Source organism: Fulvivirga ulvae (genome assembly GCF_021389975.1).
Classification (GTDB): Bacteria; Bacteroidota; Bacteroidia; order Cytophagales; family Cyclobacteriaceae; genus Fulvivirga; species Fulvivirga ulvae.
The window spans coordinates 312,793-332,176 of record NZ_CP089981.1; the positions used below are offsets into that span (position 1 = coordinate 312,793).

The following is a 19,384-nucleotide window of genomic DNA, read 5'->3' on the forward strand; positions in this document are numbered from 1 at the left end:
TGTACCCAGGGTATCCAGGGCGTACTGTATCAAAAAACAACCAATGTCAAACCCAAAAATTAAATTACATGCAAAAACAATTTACAATTTTATTACTTGTACTGTTTATTTTCCCTTTGTGGGCAAGTGCGCAGACGATCCAGGGGATCGTTAAGGGGGCTGATGGCCCGGTTATCGGTGCCACCATAAGCACCGCAGACGGGCTAGGCACCACTACCGATGTAAACGGTAAGTACTCACTTAGCCTCTCAGCAGGTACTCATACAGTTACAACCAGCTATATCGGTTTAATTTCTCAAACCAGAGACTTTACCTTGACCGAGGGAGAAACTACTACCTGGGATATCGCCATGGAAGAGGATCAGCTTACTTTACAGGATATTGTGATCGTAGGTTCGCGTAATGCTCCAAGGTCATCAACTGATACTCCACTACCTGTGGATATGGTGGCGGCCGATGAGCTGGTTTCTACCGGACAGCCTACCTTTGATAAGGCGTTGCAGTACCGCGTACCATCATTTAACACGGTTCAGACTCCTGTTAATGATGCTACCTCACTACTCGACCCTTATGAGATCAGAAACATGGGTCCCAGCCGGACTTTGATCCTGATCAATGGCAAAAGGAAAAACCTGAGCTCACTCCTTTACACCCAAACCTCTCCGGGAAGAGGTGAAACGGGTGCCGACATCTCTGCTATCCCGACTGACGCCATCAAGCGCGTTGAGATACTGAGAGACGGTGCTTCTGCTCAATATGGTTCTGATGCCATTGCCGGTGTAATGAACATCATTCTTAAAGACAATGCCGATGGTGGCTACGTAACTTTGCGCACGGGCATTACCTCGGAAGGAGATGGTGAAATGATAGGTGTGGCACTGAACAACGGAAGCACACTAGGCGACAACAAAGGGTTCATCAACTACACCCTTGACCTATCCAAAGTGAACCTGGCCAACAGGCCCGGCACCGTAGATGCAGAAGGCGAGGCTGCAGATTTCGGTGCTGATATTGAAGATGTTGAAGCATTTTTGGCCCTTAAACCTGATGCCGGTAATATCAATGGTTCTCCGGAAACTACTGCTGCCAAATTTGTAGTAAACAGTGGTCTTGATCTGAGCGAATCAACAAACCTTTACTTCAATGCGGCTTATGTTTACAAAAAAGTAAACAGCTTTGCCAATTACCGTACTCCATACTGGAGAACGTTAGATGACTTTCCATATCTGGCAGACTTCTTCCCTGACGGGCCTGGTAGAAGCTACGTAGGCTATGTACCCACCTTCGATGGTGACCTGAATGACTATAATGGTACGGTAGGTTTCAAGTCTAAATTGAATGACTGGATCTATGATGCCAGTTTCACAACCGGTGGAAACAAGCAAACCTATACCGTGAGAAATTCTCACAACAGGAACACAGTGCTTTCACCTCCGACATACCTTGGAGACCTGAACAACAATGGCGTTGTAGATGCTGACGAAATTCAGCAAGGTGTTAACCTTTACAGAGAAAACAGTCCTATTTCATTTGATCCGGGTGGCACAAAGTTCTCTCATATCGTAGGTAACCTTGATATTTCAAGGGTAATTTCCGACCAGTTGGGTATTGCCTTTGGTGCCGAGTTCAGGTCTGAAACATTTGAGGTGATAGAAGGAGAGCTGGCATCGTATGACGGTGGTGGTGCAGATTCATTTGCAGGAAACAGGCCTGAGAATTCAGGAAAGTTCAATCGCTACAACTTCGGTGGTTATGTAGACATCGCTTTTGATGTAACCAAAGACTTCTTGTTAAACGGTACAGCCCGTGTTGAAAACTACAGCGACTTTGGTGATGCATTTGTCTGGAAGTTAAGCACCAGATACAAAGTACTTGATGATAAACTGACTTTAAGATCATCACTTTCCACCGGTTTCAGGGCTCCTACCCTGCATCAGATCTACACACAAAAGGCTCAGTACAGCTTTGTGCCCGGTCAGGGTATCCAGGTTGGAGGTTTGGTAAACAACGTATCACCTCAGGCAAAACTCTTAGGTATCCCTCAACTTGATGCAGAGAAATCAACAAACTTTACTGCTGGTTTCGGATCAAGGCTGAGCAACAAACTGGATTTCACTGTAGATTACTACAACATTCAGGTGAAAGACAGAATTGTATTAAGTACTGAAATTGGTCCTACAGAAGCCGGCGATACTCCTTTGGATGATCTCCTTGCCGCCAACAACCTTTCTGATGTAAGCTTCTTCGTAAATGCCATCGACACCAGAACTTCAGGCATTGATGTGGTAGCCAACTACAAAAACATTCCCCTTGGTAACGGCATGTTGGGCTTCAACTTATCAGGAAACTATACTATTGAAAACGAAAGAGATGGAGCAGTAAACAACCCTACCATTGTGGAACAAGGACAGCAATCTGTTGTTAACGAAACTCAGGAAGCATTGTTCTTCACATCAAGACCAAAGACAAAGTGGATTCTTGGTGCTCATTATGACATCGGAAAATTCAATCTGGCGGTAAACAACACCTACTTTGGAGAAACAACTTTCAGACAGCAGGGCATGAGCACTGACCTCAAAACGGAATTTGCTCCTAAAATCGTAACTGACTTAAGTGTAAACTACACGGCCACAGAAAAGGTAAATATCACGTTCAACGTCAATAACATTTTCAATGTATTACCTGAATGGGAGTTTGTAGCCCTGAACGCTAATGGAGAAGCCATACTTGCTGACCCGGCTCAAACTAAAGTGCAATCTAACTTAATCACATTCAACCAGCGTTACTCTCAAATGACTTACGATGGCTATCACTTTAGCCAATTGGGCACAATGTTCAACCTGGCTGTAAATGTAAGGTTCTAGTATATCACACCTTTTTCTACTAGTTGTTTTGAGGCTGCCTGCTTTTTGCGGGCAGCTTTTTTTTGTGCCCACCTCTTCCGATTAAATCAAATTGGTTTAGAACCACAGCGAATAAAACTAAAGTGCGGCTTTGCTAAACTTCCTGAAAGCTGGGTAAAACTGAACTGTTCACCGACACTGGCAATAGATAATAGATCAATGGAGAGGCCGTCCTTCCTTTCTGCGCACGTGACTCCACCCCGAATGGTCTGTCAGGGAACAAGACCATGGAGGGGGTGAAATGAATCAATCAACGGCTAGACCACACTACTTCCAAGCAGATGTCTCTCGAAGAGGACTCAGTGAAATTCCGGGCAGAATTTAATCATTTGCAGTAGCCCGACTAATCAAAACAGAAGGTGGTTCATCGGTTCGCACAGAGTATCCTCTGGTATGCAGCCTCCACATCAAAAAATTGACAGCAAAAATCCTCGCGGGAACCTCCCCTGTTCTCCCGAAGTTTTACGATATTTGAAGATCATTTTTGATTGTCTTTTTCAAACCGCTAGCACATCAGCATGTATTTAATTTTTGATACCGAAACCACAGGTTTACCTCATAATTATAGTGCCCCTATTACCGATCTGGATAACTGGCCCAGGCTGGTACAAATAGCGTGGCAGTTGCATGACAACAAGGGAAACCTGCTTTCCAGTCAAAATTTCATCGTTAAACCGGAAGGGTTTACCATACCCTATAACTCTGAAAAAGTCCACGGGATCTCTACCAAGCGTGCACTTGAAGAAGGACATCCCCTGGAAGAAGTTCTCAACATCTTCTCCAAAGACCTTGAAGCCGCGCAGGTCGTCATCGGCCATAATATAGACTTTGATAACCGCATAGTCGGTACTGAATATGTAAGGGTTGGGCAGAGCGATCAGGGGCACGGCCTGCAGGAGAAAAATAAAATAGATACGGCCGAGGTCTCCACCGAATTCTGTCAGCTTCAAGGTGGTATAGGAGGCCGGTTAAAGGCACCGAAACTGATCGAGCTGCATGAAAAGCTTTTCGGCTCCAAGTTCAATGATGCTCACGATGCTGCCTATGATGTTGACGCTACAGCAAAATGTTTCTTTGGCCTGATAACCAAAAAAGTGGTAGAACCACTGGACGACACTGATGTAGCAGAGATCACTTATGAAGCACCTGAGCTTGCCGATGCCAACTTCGCCAAAATCGAAGAAGCCTCAGAAGTAAACTTTGGAGGTGACAGGGAGGCAGCAAAAAAGATAGACTATCCTTTCTCACACTTGCATGTACACTCACAGTTTTCGGTACTGCAAGCCGTACCGGACATTAAAGGACTTGTAGCCAAAGCCAAAGAATACAACATGCCTGCAGTTGCCCTTACCGATCTGGGCAATATGTTTGGTGCCTTCAAATTTGTACGTGAGGCCCTGAACAATGAGATCAAACCCATCGTTGGTTGTGAGTTTTATGTAGCAGAAGAACGAACAAAACTTAAATTCACCAAAGACAATCCTGACAAGCGTTACAATCAGGTATTGATCGCCAAAAACAAAAACGGATACCATAACCTCGCAAAACTCAGCTCTCTGGCTTACATAGAAGGTCTGTACGGCATCTACCCGCGTATTGACAAAGATCTGATCAAAGCCTATTCTGAAGATGTTATCGCACTGACAGGCGGACTGAACAGCGAAATTCCTTACCTGATCCTGAACGTAGGTGAACACCAGGCCGAAGAAGCCTTTCAGTGGTATCTGGAGGTATTCAAAGATGATTTTTATGTAGAATTCCTTCGTCACGGAGATATCGCCGGGCAGGGGCTTGAAGAAGAAAACAGGGTAAACAGCGTACTTCTTGACTTTGCCAGAAAATATCATGTAAAAATAATTGCCGCCAACGACGTTTATTATCTCAGCGAGGAAGATGCGGAAGCTCATGATGTATTGCTATGCGTAAAGGACGGCGAAATGAAATCTACTCCTATTGGACGTGGCCGTGGATACAGATTCGGGTTCCCGAACAATGAATATTACTTCAAATCTCAGGAAGAGATGAAAATTGTATTCAGTGATATTCCTGAAGCCATAGAGAATCTCTCCGAACTGGTTGACAAAATTGAAGTTTATAAGCTGGACAGGGACGTACTCCTTCCTGCGTTCGGAATCCCTGAAGAATTTAAGGATTCTGAGGATGAAAAAGACGGAGGCAAACGCGGAGAAAATGCATTTTTACGTCACCTAACCTATGAAGGTGCAAAAAAACGCTATCCCGAAATTACCGATGAGATCAGGGAACGTCTCGACTTTGAGTTGGAAACCATCAAAAACACCGGCTATCCGGGTTATTTCCTGATCGTTCAGGACTTTACCAGCAAGGCTCGGGAAATGGGTGTATCAGTGGGCCCGGGACGGGGTTCGGCCGCAGGGTCGGCAGTAGCTTACTGTATCGGAATTACCAACGTAGACCCTATTGCTTACGATCTCCTTTTTGAGCGTTTTTTGAATCCTGACAGGGTATCACTTCCTGATATTGATATTGACTTCGACGATGAAGGCCGTGATAAGGTTATTCAATATGTAATTAATAAATATGGTAAGCAGCAGGTAGCTCAGATCATTACTTATGGTACTATGGCTGCAAAATCTTCCATCCGGGATGCAGCCCGTGTGATGGAGCTATCACTCTCCGAAGCCAATGACCTCGCCAAACTTGTACCCGAGAAACCGGGAACATCATTAGACAAAGCTTTTAAGGAAGTTAAAGAGCTTGAAGAGTTTCGCAAAGGTAGCGATCTGAAGGCCAAAGTACTCAACCAGGCTAAAATTCTGGAAGGCTCGGTAAGGAATACAGGTACGCATGCCTGCGGTGTTATCATTACCCCTGATGACTTGACCAAATTTATTCCTGTTTCTACCGCCAGGGACTCAGAGATGCTCGTTACGCAGTTTGACAACAGTGTGGTTGAGAATGCAGGGATGCTTAAAATGGACTTTTTGGGTCTTAAAACCCTTACCATTATTAAGTCTGCCATTGCCAATGTTAAAAGACGTCATGGCGTTGAAATTGACATTGACACCATACCTTTAGATGATCAAAAAACCTATGAGCTTTATCAACGTGGCGAGACAAACGGTACTTTCCAGTTTGAGTCTCCCGGTATGCAGAAGCACCTCAGGGCATTAAAGCCGGATAAATTCGAGGATCTCATAGCCATGAACGCCCTCTACAGACCGGGGCCAATGGAATACATCCCTAACTTTATCTCCAGAAAGCACGGTGAAGAAGAAATCACCTACGACATCCAGGATATGGAAGAGTACCTGGCAGAGACATATGGAATTACAGTATACCAGGAGCAGGTGATGTTGCTGTCGCAGAAACTGGCGGGCTTTTCCAAAGGTGACGCTGACGTTCTGCGTAAGGCCATGGGTAAGAAAATATTTGCTCTTCTGGAAAAATTAAAGCCAAAATTCATTGATGGAGGTAAGGAAAGGGGCCATGACCCCGAAGTTCTTGGAAAAGTATGGAAAGACTGGGAAGCTTTTGCTGCCTATGCCTTCAATAAATCGCACTCTACGTGTTATTCACTGGTGGCTTACCAGACAGCATACCTCAAGGCCCACTACCCTGCCGAGTATATGGCCGCTGTACTTACACATAACCAGAGTAATATTGAAAAGGTAACCTTCTTTATGGAGGAGTGCCGAAGCCTGGGCATAAAGGTACTTGGCCCGCACGTGAATGAATCTGCTGTAAACTTTGCGGTTAACAAAGAGGGAGAAATTCGTTTCGGACTTGGAGCTATTAAAGGAAGCGGTGATGCCGCAGTGGAAAACATCATCGAAGAACGTGAAAAAAATGGCCCTTATAAGGATATTTTCGACTTTGCCGAACGTGTCAACCTGAGAATGGTGAACAAAAAAACCTTCGAGTGCCTGGCTATGTCCGGGGCGTTTGATTGCTTTGAAGAGTTTCACCGCCGCCAGTATCTCCATGCCCCTGAAAATGATCAGACTTTGATCGAAAAAGTCATCAAATATGCCAACAAAATGCAGATGGAGGCAGAAAGCTCGCAGGCCAGCCTCTTTGGCGGTGATACCGGTGTAGATACGCCAAAGCCGAAAATCCCGTACATGGAGCCTTTCGGCGAAATAGAAAAACTGAATATTGAGCGTGATGTGGTAGGGCTCTACATTTCAGGCCACCCGCTTGATGATTTCAAATTTGAAATTGACAGTTTTTGTAACACAGAACTAAATGACCTCAATGACCTGCCACCACTACAAAATAAAGAGGTTAAGGTAGCCGGAGTAGTTTCAGGGTTTGCTCACCGAACAACCAAAGGAGGAAAACCTTTTGGCACGCTGACTATGGAAGACTACAACGGCAATTTTACTTTCTTCCTTTTTGGTGACGACTATATTAAATTTAAAGAATACCTCATGCAAGGCTGGTTCCTTTACATACAGGGCCGCGTAATGGAAAGGAAGTGGGGAGATAAAAGTTTAGAGTTCAAAATCCTGAACATAGAGCTGCTCAACGACCTCAGGGATAAGCGCACCAAAGGTCTTATGGTCAACATCAATCTTAATGAGATCAATGAGACCGTCATTAAAAACCTCGAAGAAGTGTGCCTGCAATATAGAGGGGACTGTGCCCTTCACATGAACCTGGTGGACGTACAGGAGAACATTTCAGTGGAAATGATGTCTCGTAAATACAAGGTAAATCCAAGCAATGAAATGATAGAGAAGATGAAACAAATACCCGCAGTTCATTGTAAAGTATTGGTTTAAATTAGATTTTAATGCCCGGAAATTAAATTTCCGGGCATTAAAATCTATACCGTTTGCACGTAAAACATACTATGCTTAGTTTCTGGCATTTCGTTTGCAAATCTGCCGAATTATAAATACAGCTCTCAAATGATTACCGGCATCATTTTTCCCGGAAAAAACCTGCCCGTCCCATATTGAAAATCACCAAAAAACTTAATGTTCAAATCAAAAAAGGCAGGTATAAATCAATTTTAAGAAGGCATAAACTTTGTCAGTCACAAAAGTACTGAGGTACAGAGGCTTATTCAGAAAAAATATTTATCCACTAATATCGATGGCACGAATTTCTTATTATCCGCTGATTTTCAAAACATAAAGGAACAAACTTTGCCATAATATTTCCTATGTAATATTTGTTGGTTTTTTTAAGCGCCTGTTGTTGCACTTTGTGTTTAACATTAGGGTTTAGTCAATATTATGGTTTTACTTTTTAGGAGCTTTTTGATAACTCTTAGTGCTGTAGCCTTAACTTACGGACAACCGCGAGAAACCGGGCGACCTTTTATCAGCAACTTCACTCCAAAAGAGTACAATGCAAACACGCAAAACTGGTCAATAGTGGAAGACCCGCGTGGAGTAATGTACTTTGGTAACAATAAGGGGGTTTTAGAATACGATGGTGTATCATGGAGATTAATACCAGTTAACAACCGGTCGATTGTAAGGTCATTGGCCATCAACGACAAAGGGGTCATTTTTGTGGGTGCCGTAGGAGAATTCGGATACCTGGCTCCTGACAAAAGTGGTAATATGGTATATAACTCACTGACACACCTTTTGCCGGACCAGGCAATATCCTTTTCTGATATCTGGACAACCCTTGTAAGAGGTGATGAGGTTTATTTTCAATCCTTCAATGTTCTTTTTCGCTATAAGGATGGAAAAATCAAAAGCTGGGCGTTAAGCAATGCATACCACAGGAGTTTTCTCGTCGACAACGAACTGTATCTTCGGCTGGACGATACCGGGTTAATGATGCTGAAAGGGGACACGCTGATTCCTTTAAAAGGCGGAAGCTTCTTTGCCAGCGAATTTATCTCAGCCATGCTCCCGTTTGAAAACAAAATACTAATTGGAAGCCGGAATCACGGCCTGTTTCTTTATAATACGGAAGAAGGTACTCTCAAAAAGTTTGAAACTGAGGTAGACGATCTTCTTAAAGACAGTAAAATATATCATGGAACCATTTTGCGCGACGGAAATATTGCATTAGGCACGCTTAAAGAAGGGTTGGTGGTCATTAACAAGGCCGGCAAATTAATACTTCATCTTGACGAAACCAAGGGCCTTCAATACCAGATCGTTTATAATCTTTTTTCAGACAGCTACGGTTTTTTATGGATGGCGCTGGCCAATGGGATTTCAAAGGTCGAGGTCATTTCACCATTTACCATCTTTGATCAGGTCTCAGGACTCAACGGTGGCATACTCGCCATAAACCGGCATAAAGGGCGCTTGTATGTAAGCACTCACCAAAGTGTATTTTTCCTTAACGAAGAAGATAAGTTTGAACAAATTAGCAACGTTGACATACAATGCTGGGAGCTGACAAAATTTAATAGCACATCATACCCCGGAGACCAAAAGCTATTACTCACAGCATCCGACGGTGTATATGAGATACATGGAGATGTTGCCAACAAAATATTCAATGCCCGTGTCGGTGCGGTAGGCAGTACGCCATTATACCCCAATCGTTTATTTATAGGCATGATTGGCAAAATAGTTTCTCTGAACTACTCAAGCGGAAAATGGAAAAAAGAAGGTGAAATTAAAATGCCACAGGAAGAGATCAGAAGCATTAAACCGGATAGCAACGGCAACATCTGGATCGGAACTTTGTACGGTGGGGCTTTCAGGCTTAATGCGCATGACTGGCAGGCTTATCTGGATGGTCAAAAAGTAGCCATTATAAAAGGTTACGGGCTTAATGAAGGCCTGCCCACATTGAACTGGAATTACTTTTTCAATGTAAATAATGAAGTACTTGTAACTACCCGAAAAGGTATCTACTTATACAATGAAAAGAAGGATGAATTTGAAAAACACCCTGAAATAGACGCAGCACTACGATATAAAGAGCGATGGATATACTACATTAATAAGGATGAAAAAGGCAATCTTTGGTTTGACTCTGACCAGGGAAAGGGCATGCTGGTGGAGAATAATGGTAAGTACACCCTGTATGAGAACCCGTTTAAACGGGTTATTGTATCGCCCGAAAACCAGGTAACCGGATATACTGACAAAAACGGGATACTCTGGTTTGGAACGCCTGACGGGCTTTTCCGGTATGATAGCAAATACAATCTGGATTATAAACAATCCTTTGATGTATTGATCAGAAGGGTTAAAATAGGAGATGATTCCACAGTATTTAAAGGAACATATTACTCAGAAACTTCCGGATCACCAGACCTTGGGAAGAGACTGGTTTCTTCTCGCCAGCCATCCTCATTAGTACCTGAACTCGAATATGTTCATAATTCCGTGTCGTTTCAGTTTGCCGCTACAGCTTTTGAACATGAGAGCGGCAATCTCTATTCATACAAACTTGATGGCTATGACGACAAGTGGTCTGCCTGGACAAAAGAAACTAAAAAAGAATACACCAACCTGCAGGAGGGGCAATATACCTTTCGGGTAAAGGCAAAGAATTTTTATGACGTAGTCAGTGAAGAGTCCGTATTTAGCTTCTCCATACTTTCTCCCTGGCACCGCACTCCTTTGGCCTATATTATTTATGTCCTTACGGGAATTGGCTGTATGTACCTGCTGGTAAGCAGGTATTCGAAAAAACTTAAAAGAGACAACCTGCGGCTGGAGGCAATGGTGAACACCAGGACTGCCGAAATCAACGACCAAAAAGAGCAGATTGAGAAACAAAAAAATGAAGTGGAAAAGTCTTACAAAAATGTGACAACGCTAAGCCAGATAGGCCAGAACATTACCTCCACTCTCGACCTAAAAAGTATCATCAATACATTACACAAAAGCATCAACTCGCTGATGGACGCGTCGTCCTTCGGTGTGGGAATTTATAATGAAAGTACTAAATCCCTGGATTTTCAGTATGCCTACGAAAGTGGGGAAGAATTACCTTTCTTCTCACATTCATTACACGACGATGATAAAATGGCTGTATGGTGCTTCAACAATTGCAAGGAAGTATTTATCAATAATCTGAGTAAAGAGTATACTAACTACATACAGGCGCTGAATAAGGCACCCACTGCCGGAAAAGCGCACTCTGAATCGATCATTTACATCCCGCTTTGGATCAAGGATAAAATGCTGGGTGTAATTACTGTTCAAAGCTTCAGAAAAAACGCTTACAAATCCTTTCATCTGGATATACTCCGTACGCTTGCTGCGTATACGGCCATTGCACTGGATAATTCTTATGCTTATCTGAGGTTGAACGAGATCAATGAGGAGCTTTCATCAACGCTTGAGAACCTGAAACAAACCCAGACACAATTGGTACAGTCTGAAAAAATGGCTTCGCTTGGCCAGCTTACTGCCGGGGTGGCGCATGAGATCAATAACCCTATCAACTTTGTTTCTGCAGGCATTGACTCACTGACTGCGAACTATGAAGACCTTAACCTGATTATTAAAAAATATAATCAACTAGCTCCCGAAGCCGACAATACGGAACTATTCCGTGAGATAGAGAAGTTAAAAAAAGAGCTGGATATGGATTACCTGCTTGAAGAGATCCCGGAGCTTCTTAATAGTGTTAAGTCCGGAGCTAACCGTACAACAGAAATCATAAAAAGCCTGCGCAATTTTACCCGGCTTGATGAGGATCAACTTAAAAAAGCAAATATCAACGAGGGCCTGGATTCCACACTGGTTATTTTGCGCAATCAAATGACGAACAAGATCGAAGTGATCAGGGAATATGGAGACCTTCAACCCATAAACTGCTATCCGGGGCAGCTCAATCAGGTATTTATGAATATTCTGAACAATGCCATACAGGCCATAGATAACGAGGGACGGATCTGTATACAAACCACTCAAAATGAAGATAGTGCCATAGTTAAAATCAAAGACTCAGGCAGGGGTATGAGTGAAGACTTAAAAAAACGAATTTTCGACCCGTTTTTTACTACCAAAGATGTGGGTGAAGGTACGGGACTGGGGTTATCCATCAGCTACGGTATTATTGAAAAACATCATGGGAAGATTGAGGTTAATAGTACGGCAGGTGAAGGGACAGAATTTATCATTGAACTACCCTTAAACTTAAATTGAAATGACTGAAGAGGTAAAGCCAAAAATTCTATATGTTGATGACGAGCAAAACAACCTGATTGTTTTCCGGTCATCATTTAGAAGGCATTATGATATCTACACTGCTACTTCTGCTTCAGAAGGGCTCAAAATAATTGAGGAAAACGATATTTCCATTATTATTACAGACCAGCGTATGCCAGGTATGACGGGTATTGAATTTTTAAAAAACTTACCTGAAGACCTTCTGGCAATAAGAATGATTCTGACCGGGTTCAGTGATGTATCGGCTATTATTGAGGCTATAAATTCCGGTAAAGTATATCGCTATATCACAAAACCATGGAATAAAGATGAACTCAAGGTGACCATAGACAATGCGTTGGAAGCTTTGACCCTTAAAAAGAACAACCAGGAACTTGTGGCTGAACTCCAGGAAATCAACGAGCAGTTAGAACAAAAGGTGGCAAACAGAACCGCAGAACTGGAAAAGGCCTTTGGGGAGATCCATGAGCAAAAAAAAGAACTCGAGGAGCTGAATGCTACCAAAGATAAATTTTTCTCCATTGTAGCCCATGACCTGCGCAGCCCGGTAAGTGCACTGGCGGGCTTTTCTCAGATGCTGGCCAATAATGGTAATCGGCTGTCACCTGAAAAAATAACAGCCTACTCTAAGGAATTAAACAAATCAGCAAAAAACACGCTTAGCCTGATAGAGAATCTACTTACCTGGGCTTCTACGCAAATGAACAAATTAGATCATAACCCCGATCTGATTGATGCAGCGGATATGATTAACCAGACACTCTCACAACTCAATACGGTAGCAAGCAGCAAGAAGATTGCACTGGAGAAGGAGCTTGCCCCGGACCTGAAAATATTCGCCGACAAAGATCACCTGACACTTGTGCTGAGAAACCTGATAAGTAATGCCCTAAAGTTTACCAATGAAGGTGGCAAAGTGACAGTATCAACAAAAAGTGTGGACAAAAGCAAAGTCGAAATTTCAGTAGCTGATACTGGCATAGGAATGGGCATAGAAAAACTCACCAACCTCTTTTCGGTAGGGTCGGCTCAAAGTACCAGCGGTACGGCTGGAGAAAAGGGAACCGGCCTGGGTCTCATTCTCTGCAAGGAGTTCATTGAAAAGAATGGAGGAAAAATAGAAGTAGCCAGCCTTAAAGGCATGGGTACTACCTTTACCATTACACTCAGTCAGAATTAAAGTTGATCTCTACTTCACCGTCCTAAACATTTTTTTAATCAGCTTAAGGCCATCCCTGAGCTGAGAACCTTTATTCCTGGAAAGCAGGAAAGCAATAGGCTTAAGTGGTTCATAGTGCCGGCAAACGACTTTGAACATACCAGCATAAGGCACACTCATAAACATGCCCGGCAGCCCCCATATCATACCTCCTGCAATGATGATGAGTATGGTAAAAAGCGGATTGATGGCCACACGACCACCGGTAATATTGGGAGTAAGAATGTTATTTTCAGTAAACTGGATGATCATAAAAAGTATAATAACTCCAATGGCATTACCAGGCTCCTCAGACACCAGCGTAAAGGCCAAGGGAAATGCAGCACCTATCAGCGTGCCGAAATACGGAATAAAATTCATAACGGCGGAAAGTATACCAAACATAACGGCATATTCCACGCCTACAATCATGAGGCCAAGAGAATTGAGGATGCAAAGCAAAAACACTACTATAAAAACCCCACTGATATAATTTTTTGTAATCTCAGAGATCTCTTTGAGGATAATAACAAGCCTGTCGCGGTCATTATAATCCCATATCATAAAAATAAACCGGTTGATACGATCCCGATAATAAAGCATAAAAAAGACAAAAACCGGCTGTAGCCCCATTTTAACAATGGTGCCGGTTGTGGCACTAAACACCATATTCATCAGGTCTCCACTGTTATTGATCAGACTTGAGATGCGTTCTCTTAGCCACCAACGTTGGTTCTCTCCATTATCTACCCAACTGTCAATGCGTGTTTGGAGTTGATCAAGATTATCCATGGCATGCTCCTTTAATTCAGGGAAATCACTTACAAACACAGTCATCTGCTGATAAAGCAAAAAAACCGCTCCGCCAATCAGTGTCATGCCCAGAATAATAGAAATGAGAATAGCCAGGACACGGGGGAACCTCCACTTCTCCAACAGGCTGGAAAAAGGATAGAGCAAATAGGCAAAAAGTATGGCCAGGCATACCGGATATAAAAACTCCCTCCCGATGATCAGAATGGTAAAAACCATCAATATCAGGAAAACGACTGTGGTTACTCGTACTATCAGGGGCAAATCTCTCAATGTTTTGGTATCTTAAAGTTTAAAGAACGGACTCTCACCTTACAAAACCAGTGTTAAATTAATAAGTTTATCAGATCTGTGCAGAAGGGAGGGGAATATTAAAATGTGCCGGAATTGGGTAGTAAATAGAATATATTTATAGTTTGTCAGGTTAAACCCGGCAATCATGTGATTATCATGAACACGAGCTTCACTTCAGGCTTCAATTTCAGGGCAAGTTTATTCTTACATTGTTATAAAACCTCAAATCTTATCCCTTTGAAATTGATCAATCCACATTATAACTATCGCCTATGGGACAATTGATAATAATTATGGATCGGGCGTTTACCTGAGGAAACAAAAAACGCTATATTTGCGTTGGTTCAATATCAGACGACAAAGAGTTTTAATATTTATAAACACCAATATAATGAGTAAAGCAATTGAAATCACCGACTCAAATTTTGAAGAGATCATCAACAGCGACAAGCCTGTTTTAGTAGATTTTTGGGCAGAATGGTGTGGACCTTGTAAAATGATCGGACCTGTTGTTGAAGAATTGGCAGGTGATTATGATGGCAGGGCTGTAATTGGAAAGGTAAATGTGGATGAAAACCCTAACGTTTCCGCTAAGTTCGGCATCAGAAGTATCCCTACCCTTTTAGTTTTTAAAGGTGGAGAGATAGTAGATAAGCAAGTAGGCGCTGTACCTAAAGGTGTATTGTCTCAAAAGCTTGACGCCCAGATCGCTTAATCATAAATTAAGTTTAAAAGGAATTAAAATGGATGCCCTAAAAGCATCCATTTTTTTTTATCGCTCTCTAGGACGCGACACGCCCCAAAGCCGTCTTTAGAATCTCCTGATGATCGAAAGCCAGCTTAGGGAGGTCATTGACCGGCCACCACTTAACCGCCTTAGCATCATCTGCAGCTTTGATCTGCTGATCGTCCATATCCACCTTCACCATGAAAGCAACCGTAACTGTCCGTCCTCGAGGGTCACGTCCGGGTCTGCCCCATGCACCCAGCTGAACAAACTCTCCGGCTTTTAAATCCAGCCCGGTTTCTTCCTGCAACTCACGGGCGGCTGCAGTATTCAGGTCCTCATCTTCTTCTACAAAACCACCCGGGAAAGCCCAATTCTCCTTAAACGGCTCATTTTTCCGCTGGATGAGTAAAACATGTTGCTCAGCATTATGTCCAAGGCTGAAAACTACGGCGTCCGCAGTTACTTTAATATTCTGATCTATCGGCATAATTTTATTTCATTTCTATAATTCCCCAGCAAAACAGTTCCATTCTCTTTACTGTCGGCAGCGGAATGGCCTTCAACTGCCGGCCCTTACAGGAAATCAAAATTAAGTAAACATTTGCTATTTCACGTGCAGTCGGTAGCTACACTGTATCCTCCACCGGTAATAAAATTCATTTCCTCTTCATAGAGAATATATGTACATTGAATATAAATTCATGAATATGAAACCCCTTAACTATTTCGAAAAGTATAAGGACATCAGTGTTTTCACGCTCCGTTGTGCTTTTGGTTTACGCCTGGTTTACGGTACTCAGGACAATATACTGAGCTGGGAACAAATGCTTGAATTCTCAAAATTTCTCGAAAGCTATCACTTCCCGTTTCCCCTGGCCAGTGCCATAGTCTCCGTGGTAGCTCAGTTTGCAGGAGGCATCATGTTCATTCTTGGTTATCATACCAGGTTGGCCGCATTGATCATAATGTTAAACTTTACCGTCGCATTGGTATTTGTGCATTGGGGAGATGCTTACCTCAATTTAGCTCCAGCCCTCCATATTTGGATAGTCAGTTTCTTTTTACTGACCTATGGCCCGGGTAAAATAGCTATTGACAGCAGGCGCTAATATTGGATCAGGCAGAATTTCTGGGGAGACACGAACTTTTATGAATAAGTCTTGAGTCAATTATTAAAGGGGAACATTACAAATCAAGCTGAAATCCGTGGAGCAGTGACTCCTAAAATAAAACATGCCTATTTTTATATTCCAGTTTGCAAACTGCCTTTGCCGGTTGCTGTTACCTCCCCTCTTTAGTCGCCTGTTTGCTTTCAGTTTTATTGTAATAAATACGCTGTGTTGGGTATGCAAAATCAATATCGTCATGTTTACGAAACTCGATCAATATCTCCTCCCATATGGCGTGTTCGGTGGAACGCCTCTTTTTAGGCAGGCACAGGTAGCGCATGGTTAATGCTACGCCATGGCCCTTTACTTTAGTATAAATAACGGGGGTCAATGTATTATAAAATATCATAAATTTCTTAGAGGCCTCAAGTAGTTTTTTCTGGGCGGACTTGGTCAGGTGCTTGGTATGTTTTTCCATCACCTTATTTAGAATATCCTTGGCCTTCTGCCAATCACTTTCAAAGGTTACTACCACGCATATCTCATTCCAGATATTACTAAAACCCTGATGATAGTTAAACTGAGCTTCTGAAAACACTTTACCATTGGGAACGTGCACGATCCTGCCGGTACTTTGATCTGAGTCGACCCAATTACCAATTTCGTTTAGTGTAAACTGAAAAGCCCTGATATCAATAACATCACCGGCAAAATCCATGATCTGTATCCTGTCACCGACCTCAAACGGGCGTCGTATAATGATGAAGAGCCAACCGGCAAGATTAACAATAGGGTCTTTAAGGGCCAGGGCAATTCCCGCAGATATCAGCCCCAGAAAGGTAGCAAAAGAGTGAAATTCATCAATCCATATGGTGCTGATCACCATCACACTCAAAAAAACGGAGATATACCGAACTCCATTTTTCCATTTATAGCGTTGCTTAACGTCCTTAATGCGCCAAAAAATAATACGCAAAAGTAATTGCCGTAAAAATGCCAGTACGAATATGGCTACCAGGGAAAATAATATCTTCCGCTGGATTTCAGGGGCAATTCCCCAATGTTCCCTTACCCAATCAATGATATCCACATCAAATTTTTTATGTATCCGGCACTACCTCTTAAAAACTAACACAACAGAAAATCGTTTGTTAAGCATTGTTTTAATGGCACGAATGAACATTTAAATTACAATATAAAAAAAAGCAACATGAGCAGAACAAGCAAAATGGCCACCCACTGTATCCCCTTTCCAAAACCGGGGAATTCATATCCGCAAACAGGGCAAACTTTGCTGTCAGCCTCCACCTCCATGGCACATGACGGGCATTCCTTCTTTTTCATGCATGCTAATTTTTAATATTTTATAAATATAGTAAGCCAACATCTAACTATCATCAGTTTAATAAGCTTTGTATTCAAGCATCTAACTCATATTTTTGGCACTCACTTAGCTGACCTTTTACCCTTTGAAACAAACTACACATCTACGTCATGTATTAGATTTTAACCTGGCCATGATACTAATGAGCACATCCGGCTCTCTGGGCAGATATATATCTATGCCTCCACCAGTCATTATCTGGTGGCGCTGCCTGCTGGCAGCTTTGTTTTTATACCTGTTTTGCCGCTGGAGAAAAGTAAATTTATCCGTCAACATTGTCCATGACGGCTTCTCGATCATTCTGGCCGCAGCACTTTTGGGCGGGCACTGGATCACTTACTTTTATGCGTTGCACCTGTCCAATGTTGCCATTGGTATGCTGTCGCTGTTTACCTATCCTGTTTTTACAGCATTGCTGGAGCCATTATTGTTAAAGTCAGGGTTTAACCTCAGGCATATAGGCCTGGGTATGCTTGCACTCGTAGGCATTTACCTGCTGGCCCCGGACTTTGACATGGAGAACAGCTATTTCCGGGGTATCCTTTTCGGACTGGTATCTTCCCTGCTCTATGCCCTCCGCAATATCCTTCTCAAGAAAAAAGTATCGCGCTACCAAGGTTCCACACTGATGTTTTACCAGCTATTGATTGCCATGGTACTGTTCGTGCCGGTGCTTTTTATATACGACTCCTCAGGCATTACAGGGCAATGGCCCGCGGTAGTTACGCTGGCGTTGGTAACTACAGCCATCGGGCATACCATGTTCGTTATGGGCCTAAAGCATTTCAGTGTAAGCACGGCTAGTATAATAAGCAGCAGCCAGCCAATCTATGGTATTATTATCGGCATGATCTTTTTGCATGAGATACCTCAGTGGAATACTGTATTCGGTGGAGCTTTGATATTGATATCCGTGGTTATTGAAAGCATCCGCTCTTACTCAGCTAGTGACCGGAGTTCCTCCTGAACAGGTCCCGGTTTCTCACCGCGGTCATCACGACGGCGATAACAAGCCCGGTTACCGTTATGGCATCTACCACATTTGCAGGTATAGCCGCCTGAAAAAGTATGTCCAGGTAGTACTTGACAAATGAGGCAGGGAGGTCTGTTTCTCCCAGCTTCCTTTTCACCTCCCAGTGCCAGTCCGTTAAAAAGCAATAGCCCAATCCATAAAAGATCCCCAGGATAAGCCACGATACAAGCGTAAGCACTACCGACACCAGGTGCAGGCGGCGTAGCTTGTACCACATCCACCCGAAAAGATTAAATAGGGTCACACCGATATGCAAAATGGTGAATATAACATCCTTGGTCTCCAGCCACGACATAAGTTAAAATTAATCGTTTGCCAGGTTGTATCATAAATTGAATAGTAATAATTTAAATACACAGTTCATCAATAAAAGACAAACCATGGCCGAGCTAAAAACTAAACTAAATGATGAAAGCGTTGAGGACTTTCTAAATTCCATTGAAGACGAACAAAAGAAAAAGGACAGCTTCGAGGTGCTAAACATTATGAAGCAAATTACCGGTGCGGAACCCAAAATGTGGGGGAGCAGTATCATTGGCTTTGGCAATTATCATTATGTATATGACAGTGGCCGTGAAGGAGACTGGTTTATTGCAGGCTTCTCTCCCCGAACGCAGGCCCTTACCTTGTACATTATGGCCGGTTTTTCCCGGTACGATGAACTAATGCAAAAACTCGGAAAATATAAAACAGGAAAATCGTGTCTCTACATAAAAAAACTTAAAGACATTGACCTTGAAGTACTTAAAGAGCTCATACGCAACTCAGTGGAACATATGAAAGAAAAGTATGGCTGATATATGCATCAGAGTCGGTCACAAGACC

Annotated in this window: 13 protein-coding genes; 8 read left to right on the top strand and 5 right to left on the bottom strand. The window is 42.8% G+C overall.

Features of this window, described 5'->3' with window-relative positions:
- Window positions 1-68 precede the first annotated feature (68 nt).
- From LVD17_RS01340 to LVD17_RS01360, 4 genes are all read left to right on the top strand, one after another.
- Window positions 69-2,864, top strand: a complete 2,796-nt coding sequence (locus LVD17_RS01340; RefSeq protein WP_233764237.1) for a TonB-dependent receptor — start codon at window positions 69-71, stop codon at window positions 2,862-2,864.
- Between the two features lie 557 nt (window positions 2,865-3,421).
- Complete coding sequence (gene dnaE, locus LVD17_RS01345; RefSeq protein ID WP_233764244.1) at window positions 3,422-7,669, top strand: DNA polymerase III subunit alpha; 4,248 nt, start codon at window positions 3,422-3,424, stop codon at window positions 7,667-7,669.
- 483 nt (window positions 7,670-8,152) lie between these two features.
- Window positions 8,153-11,974 (top strand): sensor histidine kinase, encoded by a 3,822-nt coding sequence (locus tag LVD17_RS28555; RefSeq protein WP_305039602.1) that lies wholly within the window; start codon window positions 8,153-8,155, stop codon window positions 11,972-11,974.
- A 1-nt stretch (window position 11,975) separates the two neighbouring features.
- Window positions 11,976-13,178, top strand: a complete 1,203-nt coding sequence (locus LVD17_RS01360; protein WP_233764246.1) for a hybrid sensor histidine kinase/response regulator — start codon at window positions 11,976-11,978, stop codon at window positions 13,176-13,178.
- Between the two features lie 9 nt (window positions 13,179-13,187).
- On the opposite strand, the gene LVD17_RS01365 is transcribed toward LVD17_RS01360, so the two are convergent.
- On the bottom strand, window positions 13,188-14,273 hold the full coding sequence (locus LVD17_RS01365) for an AI-2E family transporter (RefSeq protein WP_233764248.1): 1,086 nt from the start codon (window positions 14,271-14,273) through the stop codon (window positions 13,188-13,190).
- Between the two features lie 421 nt (window positions 14,274-14,694).
- Here LVD17_RS01365 and trxA point away from each other — a divergent pair, with 421 nt between their 5' ends.
- Window positions 14,695-15,018 (top strand): thioredoxin, encoded by a 324-nt coding sequence (gene trxA, locus LVD17_RS01370; RefSeq protein ID WP_155171150.1) that lies wholly within the window; start codon window positions 14,695-14,697, stop codon window positions 15,016-15,018.
- Between the two features lie 67 nt (window positions 15,019-15,085).
- On the opposite strand, the gene LVD17_RS01375 is transcribed toward trxA, so the two are convergent.
- Window positions 15,086-15,520: an NUDIX domain-containing protein gene (locus LVD17_RS01375; RefSeq protein ID WP_233764249.1), complete on the bottom strand. Its 435-nt coding sequence runs from the start codon at window positions 15,518-15,520 to the stop codon at window positions 15,086-15,088.
- A gap of 220 nt (window positions 15,521-15,740) precedes the next feature.
- On the opposite strand from LVD17_RS01375, the gene LVD17_RS01380 reads away from it, so the two are divergent.
- On the top strand, window positions 15,741-16,142 hold the full coding sequence (locus tag LVD17_RS01380) for a DoxX family protein (protein ID WP_233764250.1): 402 nt from the start codon (window positions 15,741-15,743) through the stop codon (window positions 16,140-16,142).
- Window positions 16,143-16,314: 172 nt separating this feature from the next.
- Here LVD17_RS01380 and LVD17_RS01385 read toward each other — a convergent pair whose 3' ends face one another.
- Window positions 16,315-17,232 (bottom strand): mechanosensitive ion channel family protein, encoded by a 918-nt coding sequence (locus LVD17_RS01385; protein ID WP_233764251.1) that lies wholly within the window; start codon window positions 17,230-17,232, stop codon window positions 16,315-16,317.
- A 98-nt stretch (window positions 17,233-17,330) separates the two neighbouring features.
- Entirely contained in the window at window positions 17,331-17,486 is a 156-nt protein-coding gene (locus LVD17_RS01390) for a zinc-ribbon domain-containing protein (protein ID WP_233764252.1), read from the bottom strand.
- Between the two features lie 125 nt (window positions 17,487-17,611).
- Here LVD17_RS01390 and LVD17_RS01395 point away from each other — a divergent pair, with 125 nt between their 5' ends.
- Window positions 17,612-18,493 (top strand): DMT family transporter, encoded by an 882-nt coding sequence (locus tag LVD17_RS01395; RefSeq protein WP_233764253.1) that lies wholly within the window; start codon window positions 17,612-17,614, stop codon window positions 18,491-18,493.
- Here LVD17_RS01395 and LVD17_RS01400 read toward each other — a convergent pair.
- Window positions 18,471-18,854 (bottom strand): DUF2784 domain-containing protein, encoded by a 384-nt coding sequence (locus LVD17_RS01400; RefSeq protein WP_233764256.1) that lies wholly within the window; start codon window positions 18,852-18,854, stop codon window positions 18,471-18,473. The two genes, LVD17_RS01395 and LVD17_RS01400, sit on opposite strands and share 23 nt — an antisense overlap.
- An 85-nt stretch (window positions 18,855-18,939) precedes the next feature.
- Between LVD17_RS01400 and LVD17_RS01405 the strand changes: the two genes are divergently transcribed.
- Entirely contained in the window at window positions 18,940-19,356 is a 417-nt protein-coding gene (locus LVD17_RS01405) for a DUF1801 domain-containing protein (RefSeq protein WP_233764258.1), read from the top strand.
- The last annotated feature ends 28 nt before the right edge of the window (window positions 19,357-19,384 follow it).